General features: G+C 50.9%; 28 protein-coding genes. 20 read left to right on the forward strand and 8 right to left on the reverse strand.

Annotated features, from left to right (window positions below; translation table 11 throughout):
• Positions 1 to 337: 337 nt before the first annotated feature.
• The 16 genes from G3M78_06495 to G3M78_06570 all read left to right on the forward strand — a co-directional run bounded on the left by G3M78_06495 (position 338) and on the right by G3M78_06570 (position 11,042).
• On the forward strand, positions 338 to 955 hold the full coding sequence (locus G3M78_06495) for a hypothetical protein (GenBank protein ID QPJ65056.1): 618 nt from the start codon (positions 338 to 340) through the stop codon (positions 953 to 955).
• Between the two features lie 143 nt (positions 956 to 1,098).
• Positions 1,099 to 2,109 (forward strand): hypothetical protein, encoded by a 1,011-nt coding sequence (locus G3M78_06500; GenBank protein ID QPJ65057.1) that lies wholly within the window; start codon positions 1,099 to 1,101, stop codon positions 2,107 to 2,109.
• A 6-nt stretch (positions 2,110 to 2,115) separates the two neighbouring features.
• A complete protein-coding gene (locus tag G3M78_06505; GenBank protein ID QPJ65058.1) occupies positions 2,116 to 2,757 on the forward strand; it encodes a DUF1566 domain-containing protein in 642 nt (213 codons plus the stop codon).
• Entirely contained in the window at positions 2,754 to 3,593 is an 840-nt protein-coding gene (locus G3M78_06510; GenBank protein ID QPJ65059.1) for a hypothetical protein, read from the forward strand. The genes G3M78_06505 and G3M78_06510 overlap by 4 nt, the downstream gene beginning before the upstream one ends.
• Positions 3,594 to 3,617: 24 nt before the next feature.
• A complete protein-coding gene (locus G3M78_06515; GenBank protein ID QPJ65060.1) occupies positions 3,618 to 4,013 on the forward strand; it encodes a hypothetical protein in 396 nt (131 codons plus the stop codon).
• A gap of 309 nt (positions 4,014 to 4,322) precedes the next feature.
• Positions 4,323 to 4,811, forward strand: a complete 489-nt coding sequence (locus tag G3M78_06520; protein QPJ65061.1) for a hypothetical protein — start codon at positions 4,323 to 4,325, stop codon at positions 4,809 to 4,811.
• 172 nt (positions 4,812 to 4,983) lie between these two features.
• Entirely contained in the window at positions 4,984 to 5,478 is a 495-nt protein-coding gene (locus G3M78_06525; GenBank protein QPJ65062.1) for a DUF1566 domain-containing protein, read from the forward strand.
• Between the two features lie 368 nt (positions 5,479 to 5,846).
• The gene (locus tag G3M78_06530; GenBank protein ID QPJ65063.1) at positions 5,847 to 6,284 is read left to right on the forward strand and encodes a DUF1566 domain-containing protein; all 438 of its coding nucleotides are present in this window, start codon (positions 5,847 to 5,849) and stop codon (positions 6,282 to 6,284) included.
• Positions 6,285 to 6,349: 65 nt separating this feature from the next.
• Complete coding sequence (locus tag G3M78_06535; protein ID QPJ65064.1) at positions 6,350 to 6,985, forward strand: DUF1566 domain-containing protein; 636 nt, start codon at positions 6,350 to 6,352, stop codon at positions 6,983 to 6,985.
• A gap of 53 nt (positions 6,986 to 7,038) precedes the next feature.
• Complete coding sequence (locus G3M78_06540) at positions 7,039 to 7,245, forward strand: hypothetical protein (GenBank protein QPJ66787.1); 207 nt, start codon at positions 7,039 to 7,041, stop codon at positions 7,243 to 7,245.
• A 27-nt stretch (positions 7,246 to 7,272) separates the two neighbouring features.
• On the forward strand, positions 7,273 to 7,785 hold the full coding sequence (locus G3M78_06545) for a DUF1566 domain-containing protein (GenBank protein ID QPJ65065.1): 513 nt from the start codon (positions 7,273 to 7,275) through the stop codon (positions 7,783 to 7,785).
• A gap of 21 nt (positions 7,786 to 7,806) precedes the next feature.
• Complete coding sequence (locus G3M78_06550; protein ID QPJ65066.1) at positions 7,807 to 8,691, forward strand: DUF1566 domain-containing protein; 885 nt, start codon at positions 7,807 to 7,809, stop codon at positions 8,689 to 8,691.
• Between the two features lie 21 nt (positions 8,692 to 8,712).
• Complete coding sequence (locus G3M78_06555) at positions 8,713 to 9,153, forward strand: DUF1566 domain-containing protein (protein QPJ65067.1); 441 nt, start codon at positions 8,713 to 8,715, stop codon at positions 9,151 to 9,153.
• A gap of 87 nt (positions 9,154 to 9,240) precedes the next feature.
• A complete protein-coding gene (locus tag G3M78_06560) occupies positions 9,241 to 9,603 on the forward strand; it encodes a DUF1566 domain-containing protein (protein QPJ66788.1) in 363 nt (120 codons plus the stop codon).
• Positions 9,604 to 9,691: 88 nt separating this feature from the next.
• Entirely contained in the window at positions 9,692 to 10,435 is a 744-nt protein-coding gene (locus tag G3M78_06565; GenBank protein QPJ65068.1) for a hypothetical protein, read from the forward strand.
• A 37-nt stretch (positions 10,436 to 10,472) separates the two neighbouring features.
• Positions 10,473 to 11,042, forward strand: coding sequence for a peptidylprolyl isomerase (locus tag G3M78_06570; GenBank protein QPJ66789.1), 570 nt, complete (start codon positions 10,473 to 10,475; stop codon positions 11,040 to 11,042).
• A gap of 96 nt (positions 11,043 to 11,138) precedes the next feature.
• On the opposite strand, the gene G3M78_06575 is transcribed toward G3M78_06570, so the two are convergent.
• The 3 genes from G3M78_06575 to G3M78_06585 form a co-directional block, all read right to left on the reverse strand.
• Positions 11,139 to 12,719, reverse strand: a complete 1,581-nt coding sequence (locus tag G3M78_06575) for a phosphoglycerate dehydrogenase (GenBank protein ID QPJ65069.1) — start codon at positions 12,717 to 12,719, stop codon at positions 11,139 to 11,141.
• Between the two features lie 81 nt (positions 12,720 to 12,800).
• Entirely contained in the window at positions 12,801 to 13,946 is a 1,146-nt protein-coding gene (locus G3M78_06580; protein QPJ65070.1) for an alanine--glyoxylate aminotransferase family protein, read from the reverse strand.
• A gap of 288 nt (positions 13,947 to 14,234) precedes the next feature.
• Positions 14,235 to 15,323, reverse strand: coding sequence for a hypothetical protein (locus G3M78_06585; GenBank protein QPJ65071.1), 1,089 nt, complete (start codon positions 15,321 to 15,323; stop codon positions 14,235 to 14,237).
• A 244-nt stretch (positions 15,324 to 15,567) separates the two neighbouring features.
• Here G3M78_06585 and G3M78_06590 point away from each other — a divergent pair, with 244 nt between their 5' ends.
• Both G3M78_06590 and G3M78_06595 read left to right on the forward strand, forming a co-directional pair.
• Positions 15,568 to 16,209, forward strand: coding sequence for a hypothetical protein (locus G3M78_06590; protein ID QPJ65072.1), 642 nt, complete (start codon positions 15,568 to 15,570; stop codon positions 16,207 to 16,209).
• 65 nt (positions 16,210 to 16,274) lie between these two features.
• A complete protein-coding gene (locus G3M78_06595) occupies positions 16,275 to 17,396 on the forward strand; it encodes a deoxyguanosinetriphosphate triphosphohydrolase (protein QPJ66790.1) in 1,122 nt (373 codons plus the stop codon).
• A 13-nt stretch (positions 17,397 to 17,409) separates the two neighbouring features.
• Here the strand turns inward: G3M78_06595 and G3M78_06600 are convergent, their stop codons facing one another.
• Both G3M78_06600 and G3M78_06605 read right to left on the reverse strand, forming a co-directional pair.
• Positions 17,410 to 18,138 (reverse strand): hypothetical protein, encoded by a 729-nt coding sequence (locus G3M78_06600; GenBank protein ID QPJ65073.1) that lies wholly within the window; start codon positions 18,136 to 18,138, stop codon positions 17,410 to 17,412.
• 65 nt (positions 18,139 to 18,203) lie between these two features.
• Positions 18,204 to 19,058 carry an HDOD domain-containing protein gene (locus G3M78_06605; GenBank protein QPJ65074.1) on the reverse strand — a complete coding sequence of 285 codons (855 nt, stop codon included), beginning with the start codon at positions 19,056 to 19,058 and terminating at the stop codon, positions 18,204 to 18,206.
• A gap of 302 nt (positions 19,059 to 19,360) precedes the next feature.
• Here G3M78_06605 and G3M78_06610 point away from each other — a divergent pair, with 302 nt between their 5' ends.
• Complete coding sequence (locus G3M78_06610) at positions 19,361 to 22,822, forward strand: filamentous hemagglutinin N-terminal domain-containing protein (GenBank protein ID QPJ65075.1); 3,462 nt, start codon at positions 19,361 to 19,363, stop codon at positions 22,820 to 22,822.
• A gap of 96 nt (positions 22,823 to 22,918) precedes the next feature.
• Here the strand turns inward: G3M78_06610 and G3M78_06615 are convergent, their stop codons facing one another.
• The 3 genes from G3M78_06615 to G3M78_06625 all read right to left on the reverse strand — a co-directional run bounded on the left by G3M78_06615 (position 22,919) and on the right by G3M78_06625 (position 23,875).
• On the reverse strand, positions 22,919 to 23,179 hold the full coding sequence (locus tag G3M78_06615) for a hypothetical protein (protein ID QPJ65076.1): 261 nt from the start codon (positions 23,177 to 23,179) through the stop codon (positions 22,919 to 22,921).
• Between the two features lie 25 nt (positions 23,180 to 23,204).
• Positions 23,205 to 23,468 carry a hypothetical protein gene (locus G3M78_06620; GenBank protein QPJ65077.1) on the reverse strand — a complete coding sequence of 88 codons (264 nt, stop codon included), beginning with the start codon at positions 23,466 to 23,468 and terminating at the stop codon, positions 23,205 to 23,207.
• Between the two features lie 104 nt (positions 23,469 to 23,572).
• Positions 23,573 to 23,875: a hypothetical protein gene (locus G3M78_06625; protein ID QPJ65078.1), complete on the reverse strand. Its 303-nt coding sequence runs from the start codon at positions 23,873 to 23,875 to the stop codon at positions 23,573 to 23,575.
• A 244-nt stretch (positions 23,876 to 24,119) separates the two neighbouring features.
• Here G3M78_06625 and G3M78_06630 point away from each other — a divergent pair, with 244 nt between their 5' ends.
• Positions 24,120 to 24,668 carry a TIGR00730 family Rossman fold protein gene (locus G3M78_06630; protein ID QPJ65079.1) on the forward strand — a complete coding sequence of 183 codons (549 nt, stop codon included), beginning with the start codon at positions 24,120 to 24,122 and terminating at the stop codon, positions 24,666 to 24,668.
• The last annotated feature ends 9 nt before the right edge of the window (positions 24,669 to 24,677 follow it).

Consider the following 24,677-nt stretch of genomic DNA (forward strand, 5'->3'; position numbering starts at 1 on the left):
AGTTCCATGTTATGTGGAGCGAGCTACTACATCCCGGGGGAGCCGCTTCCCCATCGAAGACCCGCTGGGCCTGGCGGGAGGACAAAAAATACTTATGATTCCCTTAGACTTTATGCCCTAAATGGCAGGTCATAGTGTCGAATGGTTTTAATTGCAGCTAATATGAAAAGATTAGATTCTGGAGGGAGTGGTAAGGGTGGAATAGGGGCTGGGGCATATTCCTTGACAGTCCGTTTGAAATTACCTTATACTCTGTTCTTTCCACGAGAATCGGTAAAAATATTGATTTGGCGTTAAAAATTTTTGTGCTAATTCAGTCTGGAGAGGAGAGTTCCCTTTGAGCGATCAGGAAACAGAACAAGAAAAGGATGGACAGGCGACGCCTGAAGAAGGTGCGGACGCGGCTAAAGAAGCGGATGTAGATTCCCTTTCGGATCTGGCGGAACTTGAGAAAATCAAGGCCGAGCTGCAAAAAGAAAAAGAAAAGGCCGCCAAGGAGTTGGAGGAAGGCGAAGAGGATGAGGAAGATTTACGCGAGGTCGATTATCTTCAAAAGCTCCTCGGTTTGTCTATCAAGTTTGAACACCATGTGGGCATGTGGTTGATGACGGCATATATTGACTGTGGAATCAAATACGACCATCGTTTGGCTGAAAGCTATATGACACAGTTGTCGACGATCCAGTCTTTTTTGAGACTGCTTGAAAAGGTCGACGGCGTGACGCGCGAACTGGTCACTAAAGACTGTGTGTTGAAGCTCCGCAACGTGGTTCAGATGATCTACAAAAACCAAGTGAAGCCGTTGTACAAAGAAGTGTCTTTAATGAAGAAAAAACCGAAGTCCGAGAGTCTGGAGCATTTCAAGGAGAATTGGAACGAACGCCTGGAAGACTTGCAGAAGGCTTGTGATTTTGAGTATCAGGTTTTGGACGTTAAAGGCTTCATCTTAAAATAGAATTGTTTGCGATTGAATGAGCAGGGCCTCCCTTTGGGGAGGCCGCGCCTATGCGGCGTCTGCCGGGTTTCATTTTTTCGCAAGTGATTGCGAAAAATTACAGGCCCCTCATTTGGGGCCTTTTTATTTTAGATTGGGGGATCATGTCGGATAAGGATGAAGAACTAGAGGCTACGGAAGTTGAGCCGGGCGCCGCGCTGGAAACGGCTTCCGGGGAGACTTTGCCGGAAGCGGCTCCTGAAGAGATCAAGGTCGACCACTCCAAACTTTACGTCTGGGTGACGGATACGGGCAACGACCGTATTCAGAAATTCGACGGCAACGGAAAATTCCTGATGCAGTTCGGTCGCTCCGGCGGCACGCGCGCTCCTTATAATGAGGGCGAATTCAAAACGCCTTCGGCGATCACGGTCGACTCGGAGGGCAATATCTGGGTTGCGGATACGGGCTGTCATCGTATTCAGAAATTCGATCCAGACGGCGATTTCATTCTTGAGTTTGGTTCCGAGGGCTGGGGGCAGGAAAAATTTTATTGGCCGGAGGGCATCATTGCCGAGGCGATGGGCACCATTCTGGTGGTAGACACGAACAATCATGTCATCAAACGATACGACGACGAGGGCGAGTTCCTGCTCGGTTTCGGTTGTGCCGGGAATTTCGACGGATTCATGAAGATGCCATATGGCGTCGCTCTCGACAAGGAAGGCAATATCTACGTTGCGGATCGGGAAAATCAGCGCATTCAGATTTTCAACGAGGATGGGCAGTTCCTGAGCAAGTTTGGCGAGTACGGTTTCGAGCCGGGACGTTTGAATTTTCCGACGGGCATTGCGGTGCGCAAGGACGGTTCCATTCTGGTATCCGAAAAGAGCCAGAATCGGCTACAATTGTTTGATCGCGACGGAAATTCTTTACTCACCGTGGGCGAGGCGGGAAAACGCGACGGTCAGTTCAATTGTCCGATGGGCATTGCCGAAGACCCTTATGGTTTTGTCTTCGTCATGGACACTTTGAACAACCGTGTGCAAAAATTTGATCCCGATCTGAATTTTGTTTCCAAATGGGGCGTGGTGGGCAAGGAGCCTGGCCAGTTCAAAAACGCCGCCGGCTTGTGCCTCTCCTGGGAGCCGGACTGGGCGCCACAGGACGATTAAGGACTTATGCAACTTGTGATAAAACCATCCAATACGATGCGGCGCTTCATTCTGATATCGGCGCTGATAGTCTGCGTCAGTCAGGCCGGGCAAGGATTTGCCGAGGAGCCGAAGAAGGGCGGAGATCCTTTGTTCGAAGGGCAGATACTTTCCCTGACCAAGCCGGTGCAAGAGCTTGCGCCATCCGGCGACACGCGTTTCACCGACAACAAGGACGGGACGGTGACGGACCAGAAAACCGGTTTGATCTGGAAGCAGACAGATTCGTATCAGGAGCACAAGAAGTGGATCAATTGGGAAATGGCTCAAGACTTTGTTAAGGACCTCAACGACGCCCGCTTTGCGGGACATAGCGATTGGCGTTTGCCGGATCGCAGTGAGTTGGAGTCCTTGTACGAGAAGGATAAGAATATTGCCTGGAATTATTATTGGACTGAGAACCAGATCCACATGGACCCTGTTTTCGGCAACACCAGTTGTTGTTTCTGGTCCAGTGAAACGCAGAAAGAAGACTATGCCTGGGGCTTCAACTACATTCGCGGCAAAGCCTATTTGAGTATGAAAAGCGGACCGGGGCTTTCCCTGTCGGTGATTCGTCCGGTACGCGGCGAAAAGGCGGTCAATTCCATGGCGGAGGCGAAAAAATGAGCGAAAAGGATAAAGAAGAATCCGAGGAGAGCGAACTTCACCCCGAGCCGGGAGACGAGTCTTCAGAATCAGAAGAGGAAACGTCTCTGGACGCGACCGAATCGGAGGAAGAGGAGGGAGACGGCGATGACGGCGATGAGGATGATGACGGCGAAGAAGGGGAAGAGGAAGATTTCGACCTGGAAGCGCAGATCATGGTCTTCCGTCATCAGATCGAAGAAGAGCCGGAAAACTGCGTTCACTACTACAACCTTGGCGAAGCCCTCATGGAGCTGGGCGACGCAGAAGGGGCGCAACAGGAATTCGAGCTGGCTCTGCAATTCGACGTCAATGATGAATTCGGTTCCATTATCCATTATGCTCTTGGTGAATTGTATTACAGCCAACTCATGTCCGGCATTCAGTCCAAGGTGGTCATCAGTTCCGTAGGTCTGCATTCCGCGCACAAGGCCGGAGCGACCATCACCGACGTCAACGACGCCGACTACGGCGGGCCGATATCCGAGTTTGAGAAAGCCGTCGAATTGCTCGATAAATTAAAGGCGGACGATGAAATTGTCGAATACGTATCTAAAAACGCTCCGGAAAAAATCGCCGATCTCTACTACAAGTGGGCGTCTGACCTGATCGATAAATCGCGCCAGATCGAACTGTATGGCGGCGAGGTCAAAGACGTGAAGCACGCGCTCAAGTTGTTAAAGAAAACGGTGGTGATCAGCCCCAACCATTCGCAGGCGCAATTGATGATAAAGTATGGTAAAAAAATGTTGCAGGAAGGTTGGCAGGCCTACGACGAATATGGTTTCCTGGCAAAAGAGATTCCCGGGAACGGATAACAGCCTTCAAACAAGAGATTATTCATGTCCAGAATTGACGAATTATTACGAGACCGTTTGAGCAAGGACGGCCAGGTGTTGAACCTCAAGGCCCAGTACATACGCGAAGTCGGCGCGCGTGAGTTGTCGCAGAGGGAAGAGTTGACCAAGCTCCGCGCCCTGGATTTGTCGCAGAACGATATTGGCGACGACGGTTTGAAAGCCATTGTCGACTCGCCGATCTTTTCCAACCTGCGGACCTTGAATCTGGCCGCCAACAAGATTGGCGATACAGGGGCGCGTTATCTGGCCGAATCGACGGAGCTGAAAAATTTGCGTAGTGTGCAGTTGGTCATCAACGAAATCTCCGAAGAAGGAGAAAAATTGTTGCGAAACTCGATGAATCTGATTAATTTGACCTCATTGAAATTTCGCGTGTAGTGGTTCCATCCGTGTCTTTGAATGTGCTTTTCGAGGCGCGGCGTGTTGATTGTGCCTTTGTAGAATAAGGCCTTGACGGCGCTTAGGGTACGCCGGATTTAGACCTTGACTTCTGTTGATAGATTTGATATTTTCAACGAAATTCCAGATAGCCCGTGCTGGGTCCGTTAAATTCTGGCTACAAAGCGAGTTCAACAGTTAGATTCAGTTCTAATTTTGATTTAGTAACCATCAGGAATTGAAGAGTACGATTGATTTGAACCTCTTATAGTTCCAAATTTTAACTTTCCGTCAAAGGGGGAGCAACACATGAAAAAGATGGTAAGCATTTTCACTGTATTTGCTGTGCTGGCGCTTGTTGCAGTTGCTAACGCAAACGTCAATGTTATTCAGCCTGGCGGCCAATCAGTATGCGAAAACGCATCCTGGAAGGTCGATAACCTGAGCGAAACTGAAGAAACCGTTATTACTTTTAACATTGGTCCGTATGGTTACGGCTGGGGTAAAGACGAAGAGCGCACTTTGGCTCCTGGTGATTTCCTGACGAACGCAATGGCTAAAGCGTCTGTTATCACGAACAAAGGTCCCGGTCCGGTTGCTGTGAACTGTCAACGACAACGTTTCGATCGCCATGACTGGAAGATCGATGCGGGTTCCTCCAAGACTTATCAGAGCGACTATCACATGGATCACGTAAAACCGCAATTGTACATTGAGCCTGGCATGGGTCAGCCTGAAGGTACGGAGCGTGGTTTGTTCTCGCAGGTGGCTGGTAGCGAGCGAGAAGCGAATCGTTAAGAATTGAATGTTTGAAAACCGGAAGGCCTTTTGGGCCTTCCGGTTTTTTTTTGCCCATTTTTTTTCCGACGGATTTATGGGATAATGGTCTATCAATCGGCGTCCCGGTTTTTTTGCGGAGGCCTTTTTTTAATTATGGATTCCTTGTGATCTGAACGTTATGGAGGTTTGAATGGCCGAGGAAAGATTCATTGATAATGGCGACGGAACCATAACGGATACGTTGACGACTCTGATGTGGATGAAGGAAGACTCCTTTCAGATGCTTAAGAAGTTTTCGAGCTATTATCATTGTGAAAAAGTACTGGCAAAACTCAATGGAGAGGCATTTGCCGGATATTCAGACTGGAGGTTTCCAGACAAACACGAAGCCTTTAGTTTGTTTGAAGAAGCCAAGGTAGTGAAAGACAAATACGATATGGATATTCATATCGATCCCATATTCCCGCCCGGTGGTGGATTCAGCACCTGGACCAGCCATAAGCGAGGTAAATTCACGGCGTATAACCTCTCATACAGTAGCGGCACCGGCGGGCATAAAGAGACCGATGAAAATATCAACGACTGCGTACGCTTTGTGCGAGGCGAACTCGATGCCAAGCGCTATAAGAAACGACCCATACCACAACCAAAAGACGTGGTCACTCGCGGCGGCGGCTGGCGTTAAGACAGGGGCGTCTGAACGGATGGAAATACAAGGTCTTTGGAAACCAAAGAGACGTTCGACGCATCTTATACAAACGAATGTGAATGAAATCAGGCAAGGCGTTTAAGAATTATCGACAGGTCGCGGCAGGGATGAGCAAGGGATTCTGTCGAGTGTTTTGTTTCGCTGGTTTAGGGCTTGAAAATGCTCTTCCATAGTGGTAGGTTTGCAGTACAATCCCTTATATTATCAGCGTCAACTAAGTTTTTCGCCTTTCCTTGGATATCCGTGAAGTCAGGCAAACGAATTATTAAACGATCAATTACAGAAAACCCGCAGGAACCCTACGGCGAGATTTCTGTTTTTTCAATTCGGAATGGGAAAGACATATGCCCGAAGTAATTTTTGAAGTTAACGAAGACGGCACCGTTACCGACTCTGAAAACGACGTGATTTGGAGTTTGAGAGATTCCCGGCAACTACTGGGAAAGTGGTTGAATTGGGACGAGGCGAACAGTTTTGTGGAAGCCTGTAACGAACAAAGTTATCTGGGTTTTACGGATTGGCGGCTCCCCACCAAAAGTGAATTGCGAGTTTTCTTTAAGTACAAGGACCAGTACTCACAGTATTTTTTGAACATCATGCCCGAGAAGAAAAAACGTTCGGTCTCCAATTATCAGTCCGGCGGCGAAACCAGCGTTTGGACTTCGGAGACCCGCTACGACTCTTATGCATGGAAATGTTATTTTCCGTCTGGGAAAGAAATTTGCGTTGATCAGTCCGTGTCTACGACCGGCACTTCGGCGCGTCTGGTCAGAGATGCTTGATTGACCGTAATTGCAAACAGGCGCGCGCCCTTTATTAGCCCAATAGCTGGCCGCAGGAGGTAGGAATGAGCGAAGAGATTGAAAACGAAGATACCACCGAAGAAATAGTAGACGACGCCGCAGAGCTGGAAGAAGGCGAAGAAGAATTTCTCGAAGAAGAGTTCATTGGCGGCGACGAGTGGGGCGAAGAGGAAGAGGACGAAGAAGGAAGCGCGCTCGCTGAAGAAGAGATTCCGAACTATATAGACAACGGCGACGGCACCATTGGCGATACGCGCAACAAGTTGATCTGGAAAAAAGACGACTCCTATCGCGAATTCGGTTACGGCATCACCTGGTACGAAGCGCACGATTATTGCGAAAAGATCAACGAGGATAAATTTGCCGGCTACGACGACTGGCGCCTGTGCGGGCCGGATGAGGCGAAGTCGCTATTTTCCTTCACCAAGTCAAATTATGACAAAGATGGCGCGGAGATTCACATCGATCCCAGCTTTGCGGAAGACGGCGGGCACAACACCTGGACCTATGACGAGAAACCGGAGTACCCGCAATATGCCATGAAGTTCAGCTATGTCACCGGCAACACGGTTTGGGAAAATAAAGATAACGAATACTCACATTGTCGCCTGGTGCGGGATGTGGTGAGCGACGAGTGGGAGCCGGAATGGCGTTCCGAAACCCGCAAATTCGAGCGCTGATCATTATCGCGCTGAGCAAACAACGAGGTCATTGACGAGTTATGGCAAATTACATGATATTTGGAAAAGACGATTGCCCGCACACGCAACAAGCAATTGCAGATTTCAAGAAGCAACACCGCGCATTCATGTACGTCAATGTCGCGAACAATCCCCACGGGATGGAGAGGCTCCTTGAATACACCGACGGCAAGTACATGGTGCCCGTCATCGTTAACGTAGATGAAGGCAACGTCGAAATCGGTTACACGGGCGACTAGCGCGCCAATTTCAAATAAGGATTGCGCATGACGGAAGAACAAAAGCTACCAGAAAAAAGAGAAGGTCAAGTTACAAAACCCGGAACGCCGGAGGCTCCCAAACGATGGATCGAGAAAGGCCCGCATGTCATTTTCGACACGGTGACCAAAATCTACTGGATGAAAAAAGATTCCTGGCAGGACAAGGGAAAGTTTTTCAATTGGCACGAAGCTCGCGATTATACCGACAATAAAAACATGAGAAAGATCGGCGGCTTCAACGACTGGCGCCTGCCCAATAGCGACGAGGCCGCAACGCTTTATGATGAAAGCTTGAAAAACGTGGCAAAAGGCGGCGGCGTGGTCCATATTGATGGAGTATTCCCTGAAGAATCTTTCCGTGTGCAATGGCTCACGGGAGACACCTCGACGCGGCGCCCGCGTTTCGATTACGCCGAAGGCAAAGTGTTGACGGCGGATGAATACAGTTTTGGTTCCGTGCGGATTTGCCGCAAGGATCCGGTCGGAAAGATCAACAGTCAAAATCAACGACGACGTTAATCAACGGGGTAATAATAGCTTATGCAAGATCCTGTAGTAGGTAAAGACGCCGATTTCATAGACAACGGGGATGGAACCATCTCAGATCCAGATAGCGGATTGATGTGGATGAAGCAAGACACCTGGCTGGAAAAGGGACGTCTCCTCACCTGGCACGAAAGTCAGGACTACGCCCGCGAAATAAACGAACAAAAGTTTGCCGGCTACAGCAATTGGAGAGTTCCGACTCGAACCGAAGCGAAAACTCTGTTCGATATCAACGCCAGCAATACCGATATTGAAGGATGCGAAATTCATCTCGATCCCCTGTTCCCTTCGGGATGCGGTTTCAGCACCTGGACCAGCGAGACCCGCGGCGCCAAAGCGGCGATGGGTTACGATCTGAGATCCGACTACGAATTCTGGCTGGCAAAAGAGAACAGCGGCTTTCCCAGCGCCGTGCGTCTGGTGCGTCGCATCTCAAAAACCACCGCCGAAGATCAGGAACAGCGCTTTGTGAACAACAAGGACGGCACCGTGACCGATAACGAACTCGGTCTCATGTGGAAAGCCGACGACTCGTATCTGGATCTGGATAAATGGGTGTCCTGGGAAGAGGGTAAAACCTGGGTCAAGGTGCTCAACCAGAACCTGTTCGCCAAGTACACCGACTGGCGCCTGCCGACGCGCAAAGAAGCGCAATCCATTTACGATCCGGACAGCCCGATCACCGATAAATACGGCGACGTGGTTTATCTGCCCAAGGCCTTTCCTCCCGGTTCCGGTCAAACCACCTGGACCAAGACCTTGCACCGCACCGACAGAACGCTGGCCATTCGCTTTCAGTTTTATAACGGCGATTTCAAATGGCATAAAATGGGATTGCGCAGTCATGGCGTGCGCGCCGTGCGAGACATCAAAAACTGATATGGTCAAAGGAACGCGGCAATGACGACAGACAACAAACGATTTGAAGAATTGGAAGACGGCGTCATTCTGGATCGACCCCAGAGCTTGATGTGGATGAAGCAAGACACCTGGCAGATGACGGGCAAATGGATGAATCATGTGCAAATTCGCACTTATGTGGAGCAGTTGAACAAAACTCGTCATGCGGGCTTTGGCAACTGGCGCATCCCTTCGCCTGCGGAAGCTAAAAGTCTTTACAATAAAGAAGAAAGCAACACGGATTTCCAGGGGAAAGACGTGAACGTGTACAACGTTTTCGAACCAGGCTTTGGTTTTCTTTGCTGGACCAGCGAGATACGAAACAAGTTGCAGGCCCTGCGCTTTGGCTACCGTAAAGGCCTGACGACCTACGACGATGTGTACCGCACATCTCGCGGCGCAAGTCGGCTGGTGCGCGATCTGGACGAAGACGTAAATTAGAACCGATTTTTACAGAGGATTCCCTTGGCAGAAAAAAGATTTGTCGACAACGGCGACGGCACCGTTACCGACAACGAAACTCAATTGATGTGGAAACAGACCGACTCATTTCAGGACACCAGCAACTGGTGCACTTGGTTTACGGCTCAAGATTACGCTAGAAGTCTCAACCTGAAGAAATTCGCCGGACACACGAACTGGCGCATTCCAACCTTGGAAGAGGCTGAAAGTTTGTACGACGAGGATCACAGCATCCGCGATATGGATCGCTTTGATATTTTTATTCCGAAAGAGTTTTCGCCGGGTGGAGGTTTCACGACCTGGACTTCAGATGAACGCCCCCAGGGCAGCGCCGTTGTTTTCTACTATCGCTACGGTCACGCCAATCTGAATTTCAAGGAACTGGACGTCACCAAAGACTCGGTGAGAGCGGTTCGCAATATAGAATAGATTCATAAAGATTAAACTCAATTAGACAAGGAGGTTCGTCATCGAAGCGTATCGGAAAATCAACCCTCAGGAAGCCGCTAAATCCCTGATGACCTTTCGCTTTGAAGAAGAGGATTACCGAACGACCTACGTTCTGGAAGATTTTTATTTCACCAATCCCTTCAGCGAAGAAGAATTTCTTGTGATCTCATTTCGGGATCAGGACGACGCCGAACGCAGGTTCTCGTTCATTCTCAATTTTGACAGAACCCAGCGTTCGCTTCCAAACACTCCCAAGTTGTCAAAGGTCGAAAGCGCCATCATTAAAAATTTCGTGAAGGACATGCCGGATGAGTTGCTGGTGCTGTTCAAGCAACGCGCCGCAGAAGCGAAGGCCTACGGCGAAAAGAACCCGATGTCCTATCTGGAGTTCACTCCGGATCGTTATGTGAATTATATTGAGATGCACCCCAGCAACAAGGAGACGATCAAATTCACTTACGCCGAGGATAAATATTTTGCGGAGGATTCTTATAACACCGATCCCCGCGAAAAGAACCGGGATTTGAAGCTGGCATTTTATCGAATGGATCTCAACGACAGCGGCGAGCCGCCCGTTTTCGAATACACTTATTATTTTGAAGAAAAGTTGCGCGCGGAAGAAGATGCAAGGCTGGACCCGGTGCACAATGACATGATAATGGCCATGAACGCGGCCTTGCCAGACTTGTATGATATTTTGAAAAAACGTTACCGCACCGCGAAAGATGTTGGAGAGAAGTTAATGCAGTCGTCCCCCTCCAAAATTGTTCACGTTGATGAGAAAGCGGAGTCGGGACAGGTATTGAATTGAAAGATATTTAACCAAACATGCAACCCATAGGATAATTATAATGGCCAAAGAAAGAAAGACAAAGAAAGTACAGGCCCGTCACATCCTTGTCAGCTCCAAGGAGCAAGCCGAAGAGTTGAAGAAAAAAATCGACGACGGCGAGGAATTTTCCAAATTGGCCGAGGAATTTAGCGAATGTCCCTCCAAGAAACGCGGAGGCGATTTAGGCTGGTTTGGCAAAGGCGCCATGGTTCGCCCGTTTGAAGTTGCGGCGTTCACGGCAGACGAGGGGCAAGTGGTCGGTCCGATCAAAACCGAGTTTGGCTGGCACCTCATCTACGTTTACGAAATTCAGGAAGACGTCTCGATGGACGCAGGCCCTCCAACGGGGGATGAAGATGCGAACGACGATACCTTGCGAACGGTGGCGGAGAATTACGCTCATGAGTTCATGATGCTGGGTTATTCGAGCAAAAAAGTTCTCAGTCTTTTCACCAGCGCGCATTTCAAATCCGCCAACGCGGTGTATCAGATTCTCGGGCACGATGAGATCAACAAAATCATCGCCAATGTGTTCGGGCAAGATATAGAAAGTTCGGATCCGGCGGAAAAAGAAGAAGCCAAGTGATTTAACGAAAACGAAACGCCCCATTATAGCGGGCGCAGGAAATAAAAAAAAGGCCAACCGTTCGCGAGAACGGTTGGCCTTTTCGTTTGGAACGCTTTACAGCTTGACGCTGTGTACGGATAGAATGCTTGGCGTCTCGCGCAGTTCGCGAACCGCTTCGCTGGTGGGGGCCGAGTCGATATTGATAACAGCCACCGCCTTGTCGGTTTCCTTGAGTCGCCCCAGGTGGAAACCTGCGATATTGATCTGATTCTTGCCCAGCACATTGCCCAGGTTGCCGATCACGCCCGGCACATCGTGGTTGGTCAGGACCAGCATGTATTTGGAGAGCAGGGCCTCAAAATAGTATTCGTCGATCTTGATGATTCGCGAATCGCCTTTTCCAAAGATGCTTCCCATCACGCTACGATCCCCGTTCTGGGTCGTCACCGTCACGGAAACGGAACTGGTGTAGTCCTGCTCCTCGTTGCTTTTAGATTCCTGAACTTCAATGCCGCGCTCTTTCGCGATGAAAGGAGCGTTGACCATGTTCAAACCTTCGATGGCGTTCGTCAAAGCGCCCTTGATCACGGAGGTGGTGATCGGGTCCACGTTCAAATTAGCGACGTCGCCTTTGTACTGAACGCAGATTTTCTTGACCGCTCCCTCGGCCAGTTGGGAAATGAACAGTCCCAATTCTTCGCCAAGAGCCAGATAGGGGCGGATGCGATTGAGAGTTTCCGCATCAATGGAAGGCATGTTGACCGCGTTGCGCACATTGCCGTATTTCAGAAAATCGATGAGCTGATCGCTGATCGCGACGGCGACTTTTTCCTGCGCTTCTTCGGTCGACGCTCCCAGATGCGGGGTCAGAATGATTTCGTCAACCCCGCGCAAAGGGCTGTCCTCCGCCAGCGGTTCTTTGTGGTACACGTCGAGAGCGGCTTGCGCTACGGTTTTGTTTTTGACGGCGTCCACCAGAGCCTGATCGTCGATCAAGGACCCGCGGGCGCAGTTGATGATGCGAATTCCCGGCTTGGCGATCTTGAATTCTTCGGGGCCCAGCAGGGCTTTGCCGCCTGCGGTGGAAGGCGCGTGCAGGGAAAGATAATCGGATCGAGCGAGCAGGTCGTGCAACTCGACGATTTCAACGCCCACTTTCGCGGCGTGGTCGGCGGAGATGAAGGGATCGTAAACGATGACTTTCATGTGGAACGCTTTCGCGCGATCCGCCACAACGGTGCCGATGCGGCCGAGGCCGACGATGCCCAGCGTTTTGTCGTGCAGTTCCACGCCCATGAATTTCTTGGGCGCCCATTCCTTGTTTTGAACCGATTGGTTCGCCTGAGGAATGTTGCGCGACATGGACATCATGAGCGCCAGCGCATGCTCTGCGGTGGTGATGACGTTGCCTTCCGGCGCGTTCATGACGATGATGCCCTTTTTCCCTGCGGCTTCCACGTCGATGTTATCCACGCCAATACCGGCGCGACCGATGACTTTGAGGTTGGTCGCCGCTTCGATGACGTCGGCGGTTACCTTGGTTGCGCTTCGCACGATCAAACCCTGATACTCAGGAATGACGGCGATGAGTTCTTCTTTAGACATTCCGGTTTTAACGTCTACCGTCAAGTCCTTCTCCTGCTTTAACAGATCAACGCCGACTGCGGCTAAATTGTCGGATACAAGAATTTTCATTCAATCGCTCCACATTGCTTTCGGGATCAAAGGGCTGGGTCCCGAGTGATTTTTAAGTAGTAAACCAAAACTGCGCCCGGCTCAGTAGGCTTCCATGAGGATTTCCTGGGCGGCGGCAATTCCTTTTCCAAATTCCACGTTGTGACCGAACTTGCGCAAAGCCATTTCGAGAGCGGCGATCGCGGTGACGGTGTCAAAGGTATCGACATAGCCGAGATGCGCGATGCGAACGACTTTGCCCTTCCATTGATCCTGTCCCCCCGCCATGGTCACTCCAAAATCGTCGCGCAGGCTCTTCACCAGTTTGGCGCCGTCCACTCCTTCAGGAACGAAGACGCCGGTCAGGCTGTCTGCCGGAGCGTCCGGGGCGATCATTTTCAAACCCATCGCAGTGACAGCCGCGCGCGTGGCGCGCGCCAGACGATTGTGGCGTTTGAAAACGTTGTCGATTCCTTCTTCTTTAAGATCCTTCAAAACTTGTCGCAGTCCGATGACCAGAGACACGGCGGGCGTGTAGGCGGAAGTTTTGTCGGCGAGATTCTTTCTCTCTTTCTTGAAGTCGAAGTAGAAATGCGGGCAAGTCGATTTGTCGGCAAATTTCCATGCTTTTTCGCTCAAGGCCACCAGCCCGAGGCCGGGGGGCAATTGCAGAGATTTTTGCGAGCCCGTCACCAGGGCGTCGATGCCCCATTTGTCCATCGGCAGGTCGAAAACGCCGACGCCGGTGATGCCGTCCACGATCAGCAAAATATCGTCCCGGTCGCGAGTCAGTTTCGACAGCTCTTCGATGGGATGCGCGACGCCGGTCGAGGTTTCCGAAGCCTGCACTAAAATTCCCTTGATGTCGGGTTCTTTTGCAAGGATGTCCTTGATCGCGGCGGGGTCTGCGGCCTGGCCCCATTCCACATCGTGCCAGACGACCGTCATGCCGTAGGCTTGGGAAATTTTACCCCAACGTTCGCCGAATTTACCGCCGTTGATTGCGAGGACCTTGTCGCCCGGAGAAAAGAGATTGGTGATGCAACCTTCCATGCCGCCGGTTCCGGTGGATGCCAGAATCAAAACGTCCTGTTTGGTTTGAAACAGCGCCTTGGCGTCTTCTGCGGCTTCTGCGAAGATCGCGCTGAATTGCGGGGTGCGGTGGTGCATCATGGGTTGAGCCATTTCCAGCGCGACATGTTCTGCAACTGGTGTGGGGCCTGGAGCGAGAAGGTATTTTTTCTTCATTGTTGTATCCGTAATAATTTTGGGGTTGATTAATTGCTCTGGTTAAGAGGCATATGATAAAACGGCATCCGTATCCAAACTCAAATGAACACTTGATTTTGCCTGAAGTCGGTCAAGGAGAGGCGCGATAGGGGTTGCCGATCGCAACCAGGATATGCGTATTGGTCATAGAACCTTCCTTTATAATGGAAAAAAGAATGAAAATCCAATTTTTTTGTGGTCAAAATCAGGAAATTTTGCGTTGGGGGGCGTTAGGGGAATAGCGGGAAGCAAAGGCTTGCGAAGAGCTTATTTTTCTTCAGAGTCGGAAGGGGAAGGCGGTCCGTTGTCGGGTTCCATTTCCAGGCCCAGATCTTCGATTTCTACCGTGTCGTTCTGATCCACCAGAGTTTGCAAGGGAGCGTCCTGATCTTCCTCCAACTCCAGATGAATTTCCAATTCTTCGGATTCGTCGCTTTGCGCAGACGATTCGGGTTCCTGAGCGTTTTGAGGGCTTGGAGCGTCGTCTTCGTCAAAACTCAATTCCAGCGTTTCTTCAGATTCGATGGCGATTTCAACATCATCCAGATCGATATCAAGCGCCTCAGGTTCTTCTTGTTGCGGGGAGAGAGTCAGGGTTTCCTCAATGGGTTCGGAGATTGTTAGCGACGGCTCCTGCTGTTCGTCGCTTTCCGCTTCTATATCGTCGAGGTTGATGAAGTCGGGTTCTTCCTGATGACTGAGGATGATTTCTTCTTCCTCTTCTTCGATGAGCAATAAAGGTTCGTCGTCTTGGTCCAGTCCGACGACAGAAACATCCGGTTCGTCCTGAGCATTGCCGCCAAGATCGAGCATGGGTTCCGAGACCGTATCGGTTTCCTCTGAGGCATCGCCTCCAACAAGCGATACGATATCCAGATCTTCTTCATCCGAGCTGTCGCTGGAAGGGGCGAGGGTTGTCTCGTTGGACATTTCGTCAAAACCGAGACCCTCCACCTCAAAATCTTCCAGTGAAATTTGTTGCTTGTCCGGGATCAGGCTTTCCAGAGATACGGCTGATTCCACCGCAGTTTGACTTTCAGGAGCATCGCTGGATTCGGCTTCAGATAAGTCCAGCGCAAAATTTCCCTCATCATCGATAAAATCACTCGCCGGGGGAGCGGGAGTCGTCGATTCTTCCGGGGGCGCGGACAGGCCTTGGGCGGTTGCCGTAGACGGATGCGATTCGGCGAAAACGCTTTCCCTAGCCTGCGCAATGGGTTCCGCCAACTCAAACAAGGTGAAACCTTCAACCGCGTCGGGTAAAAAAGCAGACGCGGAGTCTGAAAGTTTCCGCTGGCAAAGCGGGCATTTTTTGGCGATCTTGAAACTGATATAATCGCAATCGATACATTTCATAATAGAATAAAATAATATGAAATCGCAGATAAAGCAAGCAGTTATGACGGTAACTTTTAATATTCCAATGAGTTGACGATTTTGTTTTGGACGAGCTTTCGGCCTTTCCCGTTGTTTTGGCGTCGTATCGGGGATATTGTTTGACCCTTCAACGCCGATTGTTTAAAATGCCTCACACCTTCAATAAAACCTATGCTTGGCGACAGGCGCAGAGATTGTTTCAACTTCTCATTGGAATCGGATCATGGCCAAAAATTTTTCGGTCGGGTTTTTAATTTTTAAAATAAAATTGTATCGGATGTTTTTTTACTGGATGGAATCGATATTGGGAAATCGGGACAAACGAGACCCCTGGGTGGAGGTTTATTTCAATCAGGCTTTGCAAAATATACAGGCAGACAGAAGGCCGGTCGCCTTGTTGAACCTGAACATGACGCTTCACCTGAATCCCCTCCATTTCTGGGCTTTGATCATGCGCGCCCGCCTTCACACCAGCGAGAACAAAAAGCGTTTGGGGCTTCAGGATTATCTGCAAGCCTGTAAAACATTTCCATCACGCTTTTTTGCCAATGATTTACAGGCTGAATTGCTGGATTGCTATCAGGGCAATGACTTTGAGTCCCGACCGGTCGCGCTTTCCGATCAAATCCTGTGCGCCCGGAATTTAATCGATTCGACAGACATTGAAAGTCAGGATTTCCAGACGGCGGCTGGGGACTTGTTTGCAGAAAAGGTCGATCCTTTAGTTACAGACGAGTCCGACTGGGAGGGAAGCCTCGAACTGTCTGATGATGAAAAAGAAAAGTTCCGTCACATGGGACGGATCACTCAGGAAGAAATTGACGCGACCGACTGGAACCAGGTCGCGCAAAAATTACTGTTCTGACTTCGTTTTAACCGAGCACAGCCCGGGGATTTCCGCATTTGATAAAGCGTCGTGAATTGGAAGACATGGAGAACGCCGCGCTGGCGCCCTATGCGGTAAAGAGCGCGGCGAGTCGAGGCAGGCAGTTCCGCGAAAAAGAGCATCCTTACCGAACTCGTTTCCAACGCGACCGCGACCGTATCGTTCACTCCTCCGCCTTTCGGCGCCTGGAATACAAGACCCAGGTATTTGTCTATCACGAAGGCGACTATTACCGCACGCGCCTGACTCACTCGTTGGAAGTTTCGCAAATTGCCCGCTCCATCAGCAAGGCCCTGCGCCTCAATGAAGACCTGGCGGAAGCGGTGGCGCTGGCGCACGATCTGGGACATCCGCCCTTTGGTCACAACGGTCAGGACGTGTTGAACCGCCTGATGAAACCCTATGGCGGCTTCGAACACAATCGGCAGAGTTTGCGCATTGTGAAATGTCTGGAAAAACGCTACCCGGATTTTGACGGCCTGAACCTGACCTGGGAAGTGCTGGAAGGAATCTCCAAACGCTTACGCGATCCCGAAAACCCCTTAATCAAAATGCCGGGCTACCAGCGCCCGCCGCTGGAAGCGCAGGTGGTCGACTACTCCGATTCGATCGCTTACAACGCGCACGATCTGGACGACGGCGTGACCTCCAATTTGCTCGACATCAATTCTCTGGGGAGGCTGGCGCTGTGGCGGGACGCAGAGAAAATCATCAAAAAGCAATACGCGAATCTCGACGACAAGTTGAAAAAATATCAGGCGGTTCGCAATATCATCAATACTCTGGCGACCGATCTCATTAAAACGACCAGCTCCCGCTTGAAGAGAATGGGGATTCAGTCTGCGGATGAGGCGAGGAGTTGCAAAAAACAACTGGCGAGTTTCAGTTCGGAAGTTGAGGAAAAGAACAAGGAACTCAAAAAATTTCTGTACAACAACATGTATCGGCACCGCAGGGTCCAGCGAATGGAGTTCAAGGCGGATTTGCATCTCACCAAAATTTTCGAAGCCTATATGAAATCGCCAAAGCTATTGCCGGAACCGGCCTTGAAGGCGGAGCGGCACGGGCCGCTGGAAAGACGGATTTGCGATTATATTTCGGGGATGACGGATCGCTACGCAATTGAAGAATACAAGAAGCTTTATATGCCGGACGAAAAGGATTGATGGATTGCGCTGTTTATTTGCGAGAACTCAGGTAGCTGTTGATGTTCCTTAAAATGCGGGTCTCCTCGACGCCGATTCCTCCCTGCTGATCATAAAACCAGGTTTTCGCTTCTTCCAGAGCGGAGAGCGCCTCATCAGAACCATTGTTCATCAAAGCCTGCGCCGCATAGTTGCGAGTGAACACATAGGCCTTGCCGTTCAGCAGAGTTTCGCGAAGCGCAGGTATCGCTTCGTAGATATCCACTTGGCTTTCTGCGGCTTTCGCCAGATACTCTGCGGCGTCCCAGCGAATATGGGTGTCCACATCGTTCGCGCCGGGGGTCTCCGGCCAGCGCTGGAGCGCGTCGACGAGGTAGCTCACGCCGTCTTCACCAATTCCCATCAGCTCCCCCATCACCGCCCGCCGCAGATTGGGGTTTTCGTGTTTGACCTTTTTACCAAGAGAATCAAGCGCCGGGTAAGCGGCCGTTCCATAGAGCGCCAGAGCCTTGGCGTAGGTCAGATGCAGAGATTCCTTTTTCGGATTCTCGGGCCAGCGATTCCAGCGTTGTAATAATTCTTCTACCGTGTATTTGTCGGCCAGAGATTCGGCGTCGCCTTCGGGCGGAATCCATTTTTTACTGGCAGGGACGTCAGGTCGGGAGGGAGCGTTGCCTGGAGCATCCTTGCCGAAAAGCCAGAGCATGCCGCCTATCACCAGCGCGGCGGCGAGAAACCCTATGACCAGACTGTAGAATCGCATGGCTCTGGGATGTTCCTCAAGACTTTGTCTCTCGGTTCGTCAGAACTCCAGGGGGAAACGACGGCTCAGTAAAGCACGGAGTCTTTGTTAAAGAAAATCTCATCGTAGAAATCGTTTTTAACTGTTTCCTCGATCTCTTTCAATTTTTCATCGTTCAATTTCAGCACCCGCATCACCATGGGATCGTAGGGGGGAATATTGGGTTCTCCGCTGTCTCCCAGCTTCAGGGTGCGCGTCAATATGTCCGCGACATGAATGATGGAAGTTGTGATGGGGAATTCTTTGGATTTTGTGGGTTCGTGATGAAAGAGAGCGGGTTCCACAAATTTGAGAGGCAGTCCCCAGCGTCTCAGCAAGGCCCCTCCCACTTTTTCATGGCAGGTCCCGAAAACCTCCATTTCGACTTTGGAAAGCGAGAGTTTGCTTTCGCGACAACGCTCCAGGACTTGAGCAGACTTGTCCGGAAATTTTTGGAAGAGAATCAGACTGCCGAGATTGTGCAACATGCCGGCTACATAATAATAATCGTAGTCTTTAATTCCCTTTTGTTTTGCGAGCGCTTTCGCGGTGATCCCGGTGGCCATGCCGTGTCTCCAGAAGGAGACAGGATTGATCAGGCGTTTGGGAATTTTGTCGAACTGAGTGGCGACGCTACTGGCCAGCGACAGATCGCTCAATTGATCCGTTCCAACAATGTTGATGGCATGTTCGATGGTATCGACTTCTTCCTCGACGCTATACAGAGGGCTGTTGACAATTTTAAGGAGCTTGGCCATGAGGGCCGGATCTCTCTTGATGACTTTAGCGAAGTCGCCAAATGAAGCGCGCGGATCGTCCAGCAAGGTGCGTAGTTGGAAATACACCTTCGGTGGAGACGCGACCCAGTCTTTTATCAGCTCGTCGGTATCAACTTTTTGCATAGAGAGTTTTCCGGATAGGAGGCTTGGGACTTCTTATAGAGATCATACTCCTCTTGGATCGGATAATAATATAATTGATATTTTCAGGAAAGGCTTTATTCGGCAATTAGAATAATGTTTTGTATGTAGATTTTTTCTATTTAGATAAGCGGGGGAATTTCAACGCTTTGTCGCCGGCCCGTTGGTTCGCGGCTAATTGCCTGAAAATATTGATTTAAAATGTCATTGAGAGGCGTATACTCATAGCGGGGTTCAAACCCTTATCCGATACTAATGTGAGTGTAAAGATGAGACGATTCTTTATGCCTGAACGAACGATTTGTAAATCATCGCTTGTAAAGAACGGCGCTCTTTTTTGCGCGACGCTGGTCTGCGTTGCCTCACTTTCCTTAGCGCCTCGAACGGCGGTCGCGCTTCCCCAGGACGGCGAGGTGAAGTCAGGCTCCGTCCAGTTCGAGCGCCCCGGCTCCGACCGTTTGAACGTCATCCAAAGCTCGGATAAAGCCATCATCGACTGGCAGTCCTTTAGCATCGGCGCCAGCGAACACACTGACTTTCAAATGCCGTCGTCGAACTCTGTCAATTTGAGTCGAGTGATCGGCGACGACCCTTCCCATATATTTGGCAGGCTCACTTCGAATGGAAGGTTGATGCTGATCAACCGCAACGGCGTTCTGTTTGGCGTTGATTCGCAGGTGGACGTTAACGGCTTGATCGCGACCACGTCGGACATCAGAAACGAAGATTTTCTGTCGAGCAATTACCTTTTCAATATCGCCCCCGAGACCAACCACGCCATCATCAATCGAGGCGTGATCACTATCAAGGAAGGCGGGCTTCTTGCCTTTGTCGCTCCGGGCGTTGAAAATTCAGGAAGCATCAATGCGCAACTGGGGCAGGTCTCTCTCGGATCCGGGTCGACCTTCACGCTGGATTTTTACGGCGACCAGTTGATCTCTCTTGGCGTCGAAGAAATTTTATTGAAGGATGTGCTGGACCCCAACGGCGATCGTCTGAATGCATTGATCGACAATAATGGAACGATCAAAGCCGACGGCGGAGTCATTGTTATGGACGTCGGCTCTGCGAAGGCTTTGGTGGGTTACGCGATCAATCAGAGCGGTCTGGTGGAAGCCGACACCTTTTCTGAAAACAATGGCAAGATCGTACTTTCCGGCGGAAAAAGCGCCGTGAAAGTTTCCGGCCGCTTGAGCGCATCCGGCGACGCATCGGGCGAGCAGGGCGGCGAGATCGCCGTTTCTGGTTCGTCCATCCTGGTGGATCGCGGCGAGATTCTGGCAAACAGTCTGGATCGTAAGGGCGGCAAAATTTCAATCGTTGATGCGGATTGGATCAGCCTCGGCGGCACAATAGACGCCAGCGGCGATACGGGCGGTAGCGTTTCTGTTGAAACGGAAGGACTGTCCATCGGCGCCGATGTTCTGGCGAAAGGGCAAACGGGTTCTGGCGGAAGCATTGACCTGAGGGTTGACTCGCATTCCTGGGAGAACATGGACGCGTTGTTGGATGTGTCTGGCGCGACAGGCGGCGATATCACTCATATCGCTGGAAAGCAGATCACGACCTCGGCGACCTACAAGGCGCAGGGCACACAAGGGGAGGGCGGCGCCATTGATGTGACCTCCTATAAACTCGATTTACTTTCAGGCGACATTGACGCGAGCGGTCAGACCAAAGGCGGGAGCATTCGACTGGGCGGTGAATCGCAGGGCGGGCTCAATCTGGAAGCGGATGAGCTTCCCAATGCGCACACCTTGTTCATGACGGATTCAACACGGGTCAGAGCCGATGCGCTAAACGCCTCGGGTAATGGTGGAAGTATTATTGTGGCGGCGGATCAGAAAGTTACGGTGTTGGGCCAGATGTCGGCGTCGCCTGCCTCTGGATTGTCGGCAGAATTAAACGGCAAGGTAGAGGTTTATTCTGGCGACGTTCTCGAATATGGGGGAGATGTCAATATAGGAGGCCTTGTTCTCAATGCGGAGCAGGCGACGATGCTAGACGCCAATACTTTAAGCGCGGCACAGTTTCAGGGAATTTTGGACAGCGGTTCCACGCACGCCAATGTCGATCAAAAACTGGATACCTACGACAATTTTGGTCAATCGATTTCACTGGACGGCACGCGCCTCGCGGTAGGCGCCGTGCATGACCGAGGCGTTGATGATGATTCCTTCGGATCGGGCGCCGTGTATTTATACACATTTGCCGACGAGAATTTTTCAGGAGGCGCCTTGCAGGGAATCATCGGACGGGGCTACACCGGCGGAAAGAATATAGATATTGGTACGCAATCGATAACTTTTGGCACAGCCGTGTCCCTGGATGCTAAGGGTTTGGCTGTGGGCGCGAGCGCTGATCGCGATGTGACGGGTTCCATCATGCACACGGGGTCTGTCTATTTATTCTCATTTTCGGATTTGAGTTTTTCCGACGGGGCTTTGCAGGCAAGGCTGGGGAAGGGGTACACGGGAGGAAAGAATATTGATGTCGATTTGAATCGTGGCGATCAATTTGGGAGAAGCGTTTCTCTGGACGGTTCTCGCCTTGCGGTTGGAGCTTCGGGCGCGAAGAGGATTGGCGGCCCGAATCCTGATGGAACGGGTCCAGACATTATTGGATCTGTGTACTTGTATACCTTTTCAGATGAAACTTTCAGCGATGGCGCTCTGCAGGCGGTCATTAGCGATGGTCCGGCGGGCGGTAAGAATATTGTTCAGGCGCTGAATGCTTATGATGAGTTTGGTTCTTCCGTTTCTCTGGATGGCAATCGTTTGGCGGTTGGCGCTAAAGGGGCGCAGGGCTTTAGTAGCGCTGCGCAAGTTGGCGCGGTTTATCTATATAGTTTTGCAGACGAAGATTTCAATGGCGGCAGTCTGCAGGCGATGATCGGCGACGTTGCCGCAACGGGAAGCAATGTTGTTCAACAGGATTTGAGAGAATGGGGCCTGTTTGGTTCTTCGGTTTCTCTGGACGGCAATCGACTGGCGGTGGGCGCGCCGGGAATCGATCCGAAATTCTATCAAACGAATGAACAGGCGAACGTTTATCTTTACACGTTTGCGGATGAGAATTTCAGCGGAGGCCAGTTGCAGGGAATCATTGGCAACGGATACAGCGGCGGCAAAAATATCAATCACGACATCGTGAATGATCGCTTCGGTCAATCGGTTTCGTTAGATGGCAATCGGCTTGCGGTGGGCGTGGCGGATGATGACAGTTTTGGTAATTCAGTGTCTGGCGCGGGCTCCGTCTACCTTTACTCCTTTGCCGACGGCGAATTCACAGGAGGCGCCTTGCAGGGAATTGTCGGCCACGGACATCTGGCCAAGGCGAATGCCTTGGGGGCGATAACGATCCCCGAAGTTGAAGTGAATCCCGGGACGACGCCCGGTGTAGATAATTCCAATAACGATTCCACTATTGATGATGCGTCTACAGATAGTGGAACCGAACCGGTAGTGGCGGTTTCAAATTTGATAGGGATTGTCCCGGAAGCGACGAACCGGGTGGCAAATACAATAACCCTCGTTGGTAATAATTTTGGTTTGGGAATCCTGCCTGTCTCTAGCGGCGGCGGAGCCTTGCCTTCGCTCATTCTGGGCAACCCGGACTCCGGCCCAAGAGTTTCAACGGAAAGCCCGGTCGGGTTTGAAGCGCTTGGCGATGCTTTCGGTTTCCCCGATAACTCTTTGATCTCTGATAGCGGTTCTGACGCCAGCGGTTCCGAAGAAGATCAATAGAACTTCTACATCTCTCCTGAAAAGCGCCTGTTTTCAGAATACGTGTGAAAAATTTCTGCCCGTAAGCTGAATAGCGCGATATCCGTTCTGAAATTTCTACAGGAAGAGGTTGGCGATACTGCCTTTGCCGATTTCGGGGGGAATGCTTGCGGTGGTGGCTGCCGCGCTGTTGATTTCCTTGCCGCCGACGGAGATCAATTGCAGGGGACTGCGCAGGCCGCCCAGTTCTTTTGTGGTTTTGGTCTCAAGCGAAAGCGCCTGAAAGGGGTCGTCCGGTAGTTGTGTGGCCTGGGTGATCAGCTTGGAGCGATTGGCTCCCTGTTGACTCCCGAAAGATTGTATCTCGCCTGGTTCCATGACCTTACCCTCTTATATTGCCTAGTTAGAGAAATATGTCTGCGATGCTTCCCTTCCCAATTTCAGGAGGGGGATTGATAAAGGTCGAACGCGCGGAATTGACTTCGACGCCGCCGAGATCAACCGTATTCTCAGGGCTTCGATCCGCGCCAAATTCCTGCGGTGCGTTGTTGTTCTGCGCGATGGCTTGCAGAGCGCTGCGCGGCAGGGTGCTGACACTGTTGATAATAGTGGTTCGATTGGCTCCTTGAGCGCTCCCCGCCAATGGGTTTTCTGTGATGTCTACCATAGAATCCTCCGATTCCTTTATCTCCTGATGGTAAGGTGATCAGGAAAATGGAACCAGAAGCTGATCGAAGTCAGCTTCTGGCCCTTATTCTTAGGGAAAACGGCTTATTCGGACTCTGGCGGCGAAGAAAGATATTGCTGCCATCGGACGCCCTCAACCAGATTACCCGTTTCCCTGTTATTATAATAAACCGATTCGATCTTCCAATCGACGCGATCTGCCGTTTGAACGCATTCTTTCAAGGTGCCTTCGCATCGCGTGTAGCAACCCAGCCAATAGTCGCATTGAACGTACATCCAATAGACGGATTTGGTTTTGGCGTCTGCGACATCGGAGAAAAATCTCGGCGAAACGTCATAATTTTCCTGATTTCCTTTGCTCTGCGCCATCGCTGATGATGCGGTCATTGCGCAAAAAACCGTTAACAACAAGAATGTAAAAAAAACTTTGCTGATTCGATTCATACAAGACTCTCCTGGGGAAAAAAACTTTGTGTACCTATAATATAAGCCATTTTGATAAAAAAACTAACTAAATTGTGAGTTTTTTGGCAGTATGGGCCGGGTCGAAAGCCCGCTCCAAATGGGAGCGGGCTTGGAATTTATTGATTGGAGGCAAGCGTTGCCAGAACAGAAATTGAACAAAGCAGTTATGAAAACAATCTGCGTTTTTTGCGCTTCCAGCGACCAGGCCGCGCCTGCTTTCAAGCAGGCGGCGCGCGATATGGGAGCAGAGATCGGGCGGCGTGAATGGACCATGGTGTATGGCGGCGCTTCGATCGGTCTCATGGGCGAAGCGGCGAGAGCCGTCCATTCTTCAGGAGGCAAAGTGGTGGGAGTCATCCCGCAGTTTTTGATGGAAAAGGAAATCGGTTTTCTGGATGCGGATGAGATGATCGTCACCCCCGATATGCGCAAGCGAAAAACCATCATGGAAGAGCGCTCCGACGCCTTCATCGCCCTGCCGGGCGGGATTGGCACGCTTGAAGAGATCATGGAAATTTTGACCCTCATTCACCTGCAGGTCACGTCCAAGCCGATGGTTCTGGTCAATATCGACGGCTATTACGACGCCTTGATTCGTCTCTTTCAAAATACGGTCGATCACAATCTGACGGCTCCCAAATTCATGAAATCCTTCACCGAAGTTCGCGATGTGGACAGCGCCATCCACCTTTTAACGCAACGGTGGGGTCTTTGAGAGCTTTCT

This window comes from Candidatus Nitrohelix vancouverensis (genome assembly GCA_015698305.1).
In the GTDB taxonomy this organism is placed as follows: domain Bacteria; phylum Nitrospinota; class Nitrospinia; order Nitrospinales; family VA-1; genus Nitrohelix; species Nitrohelix vancouverensis.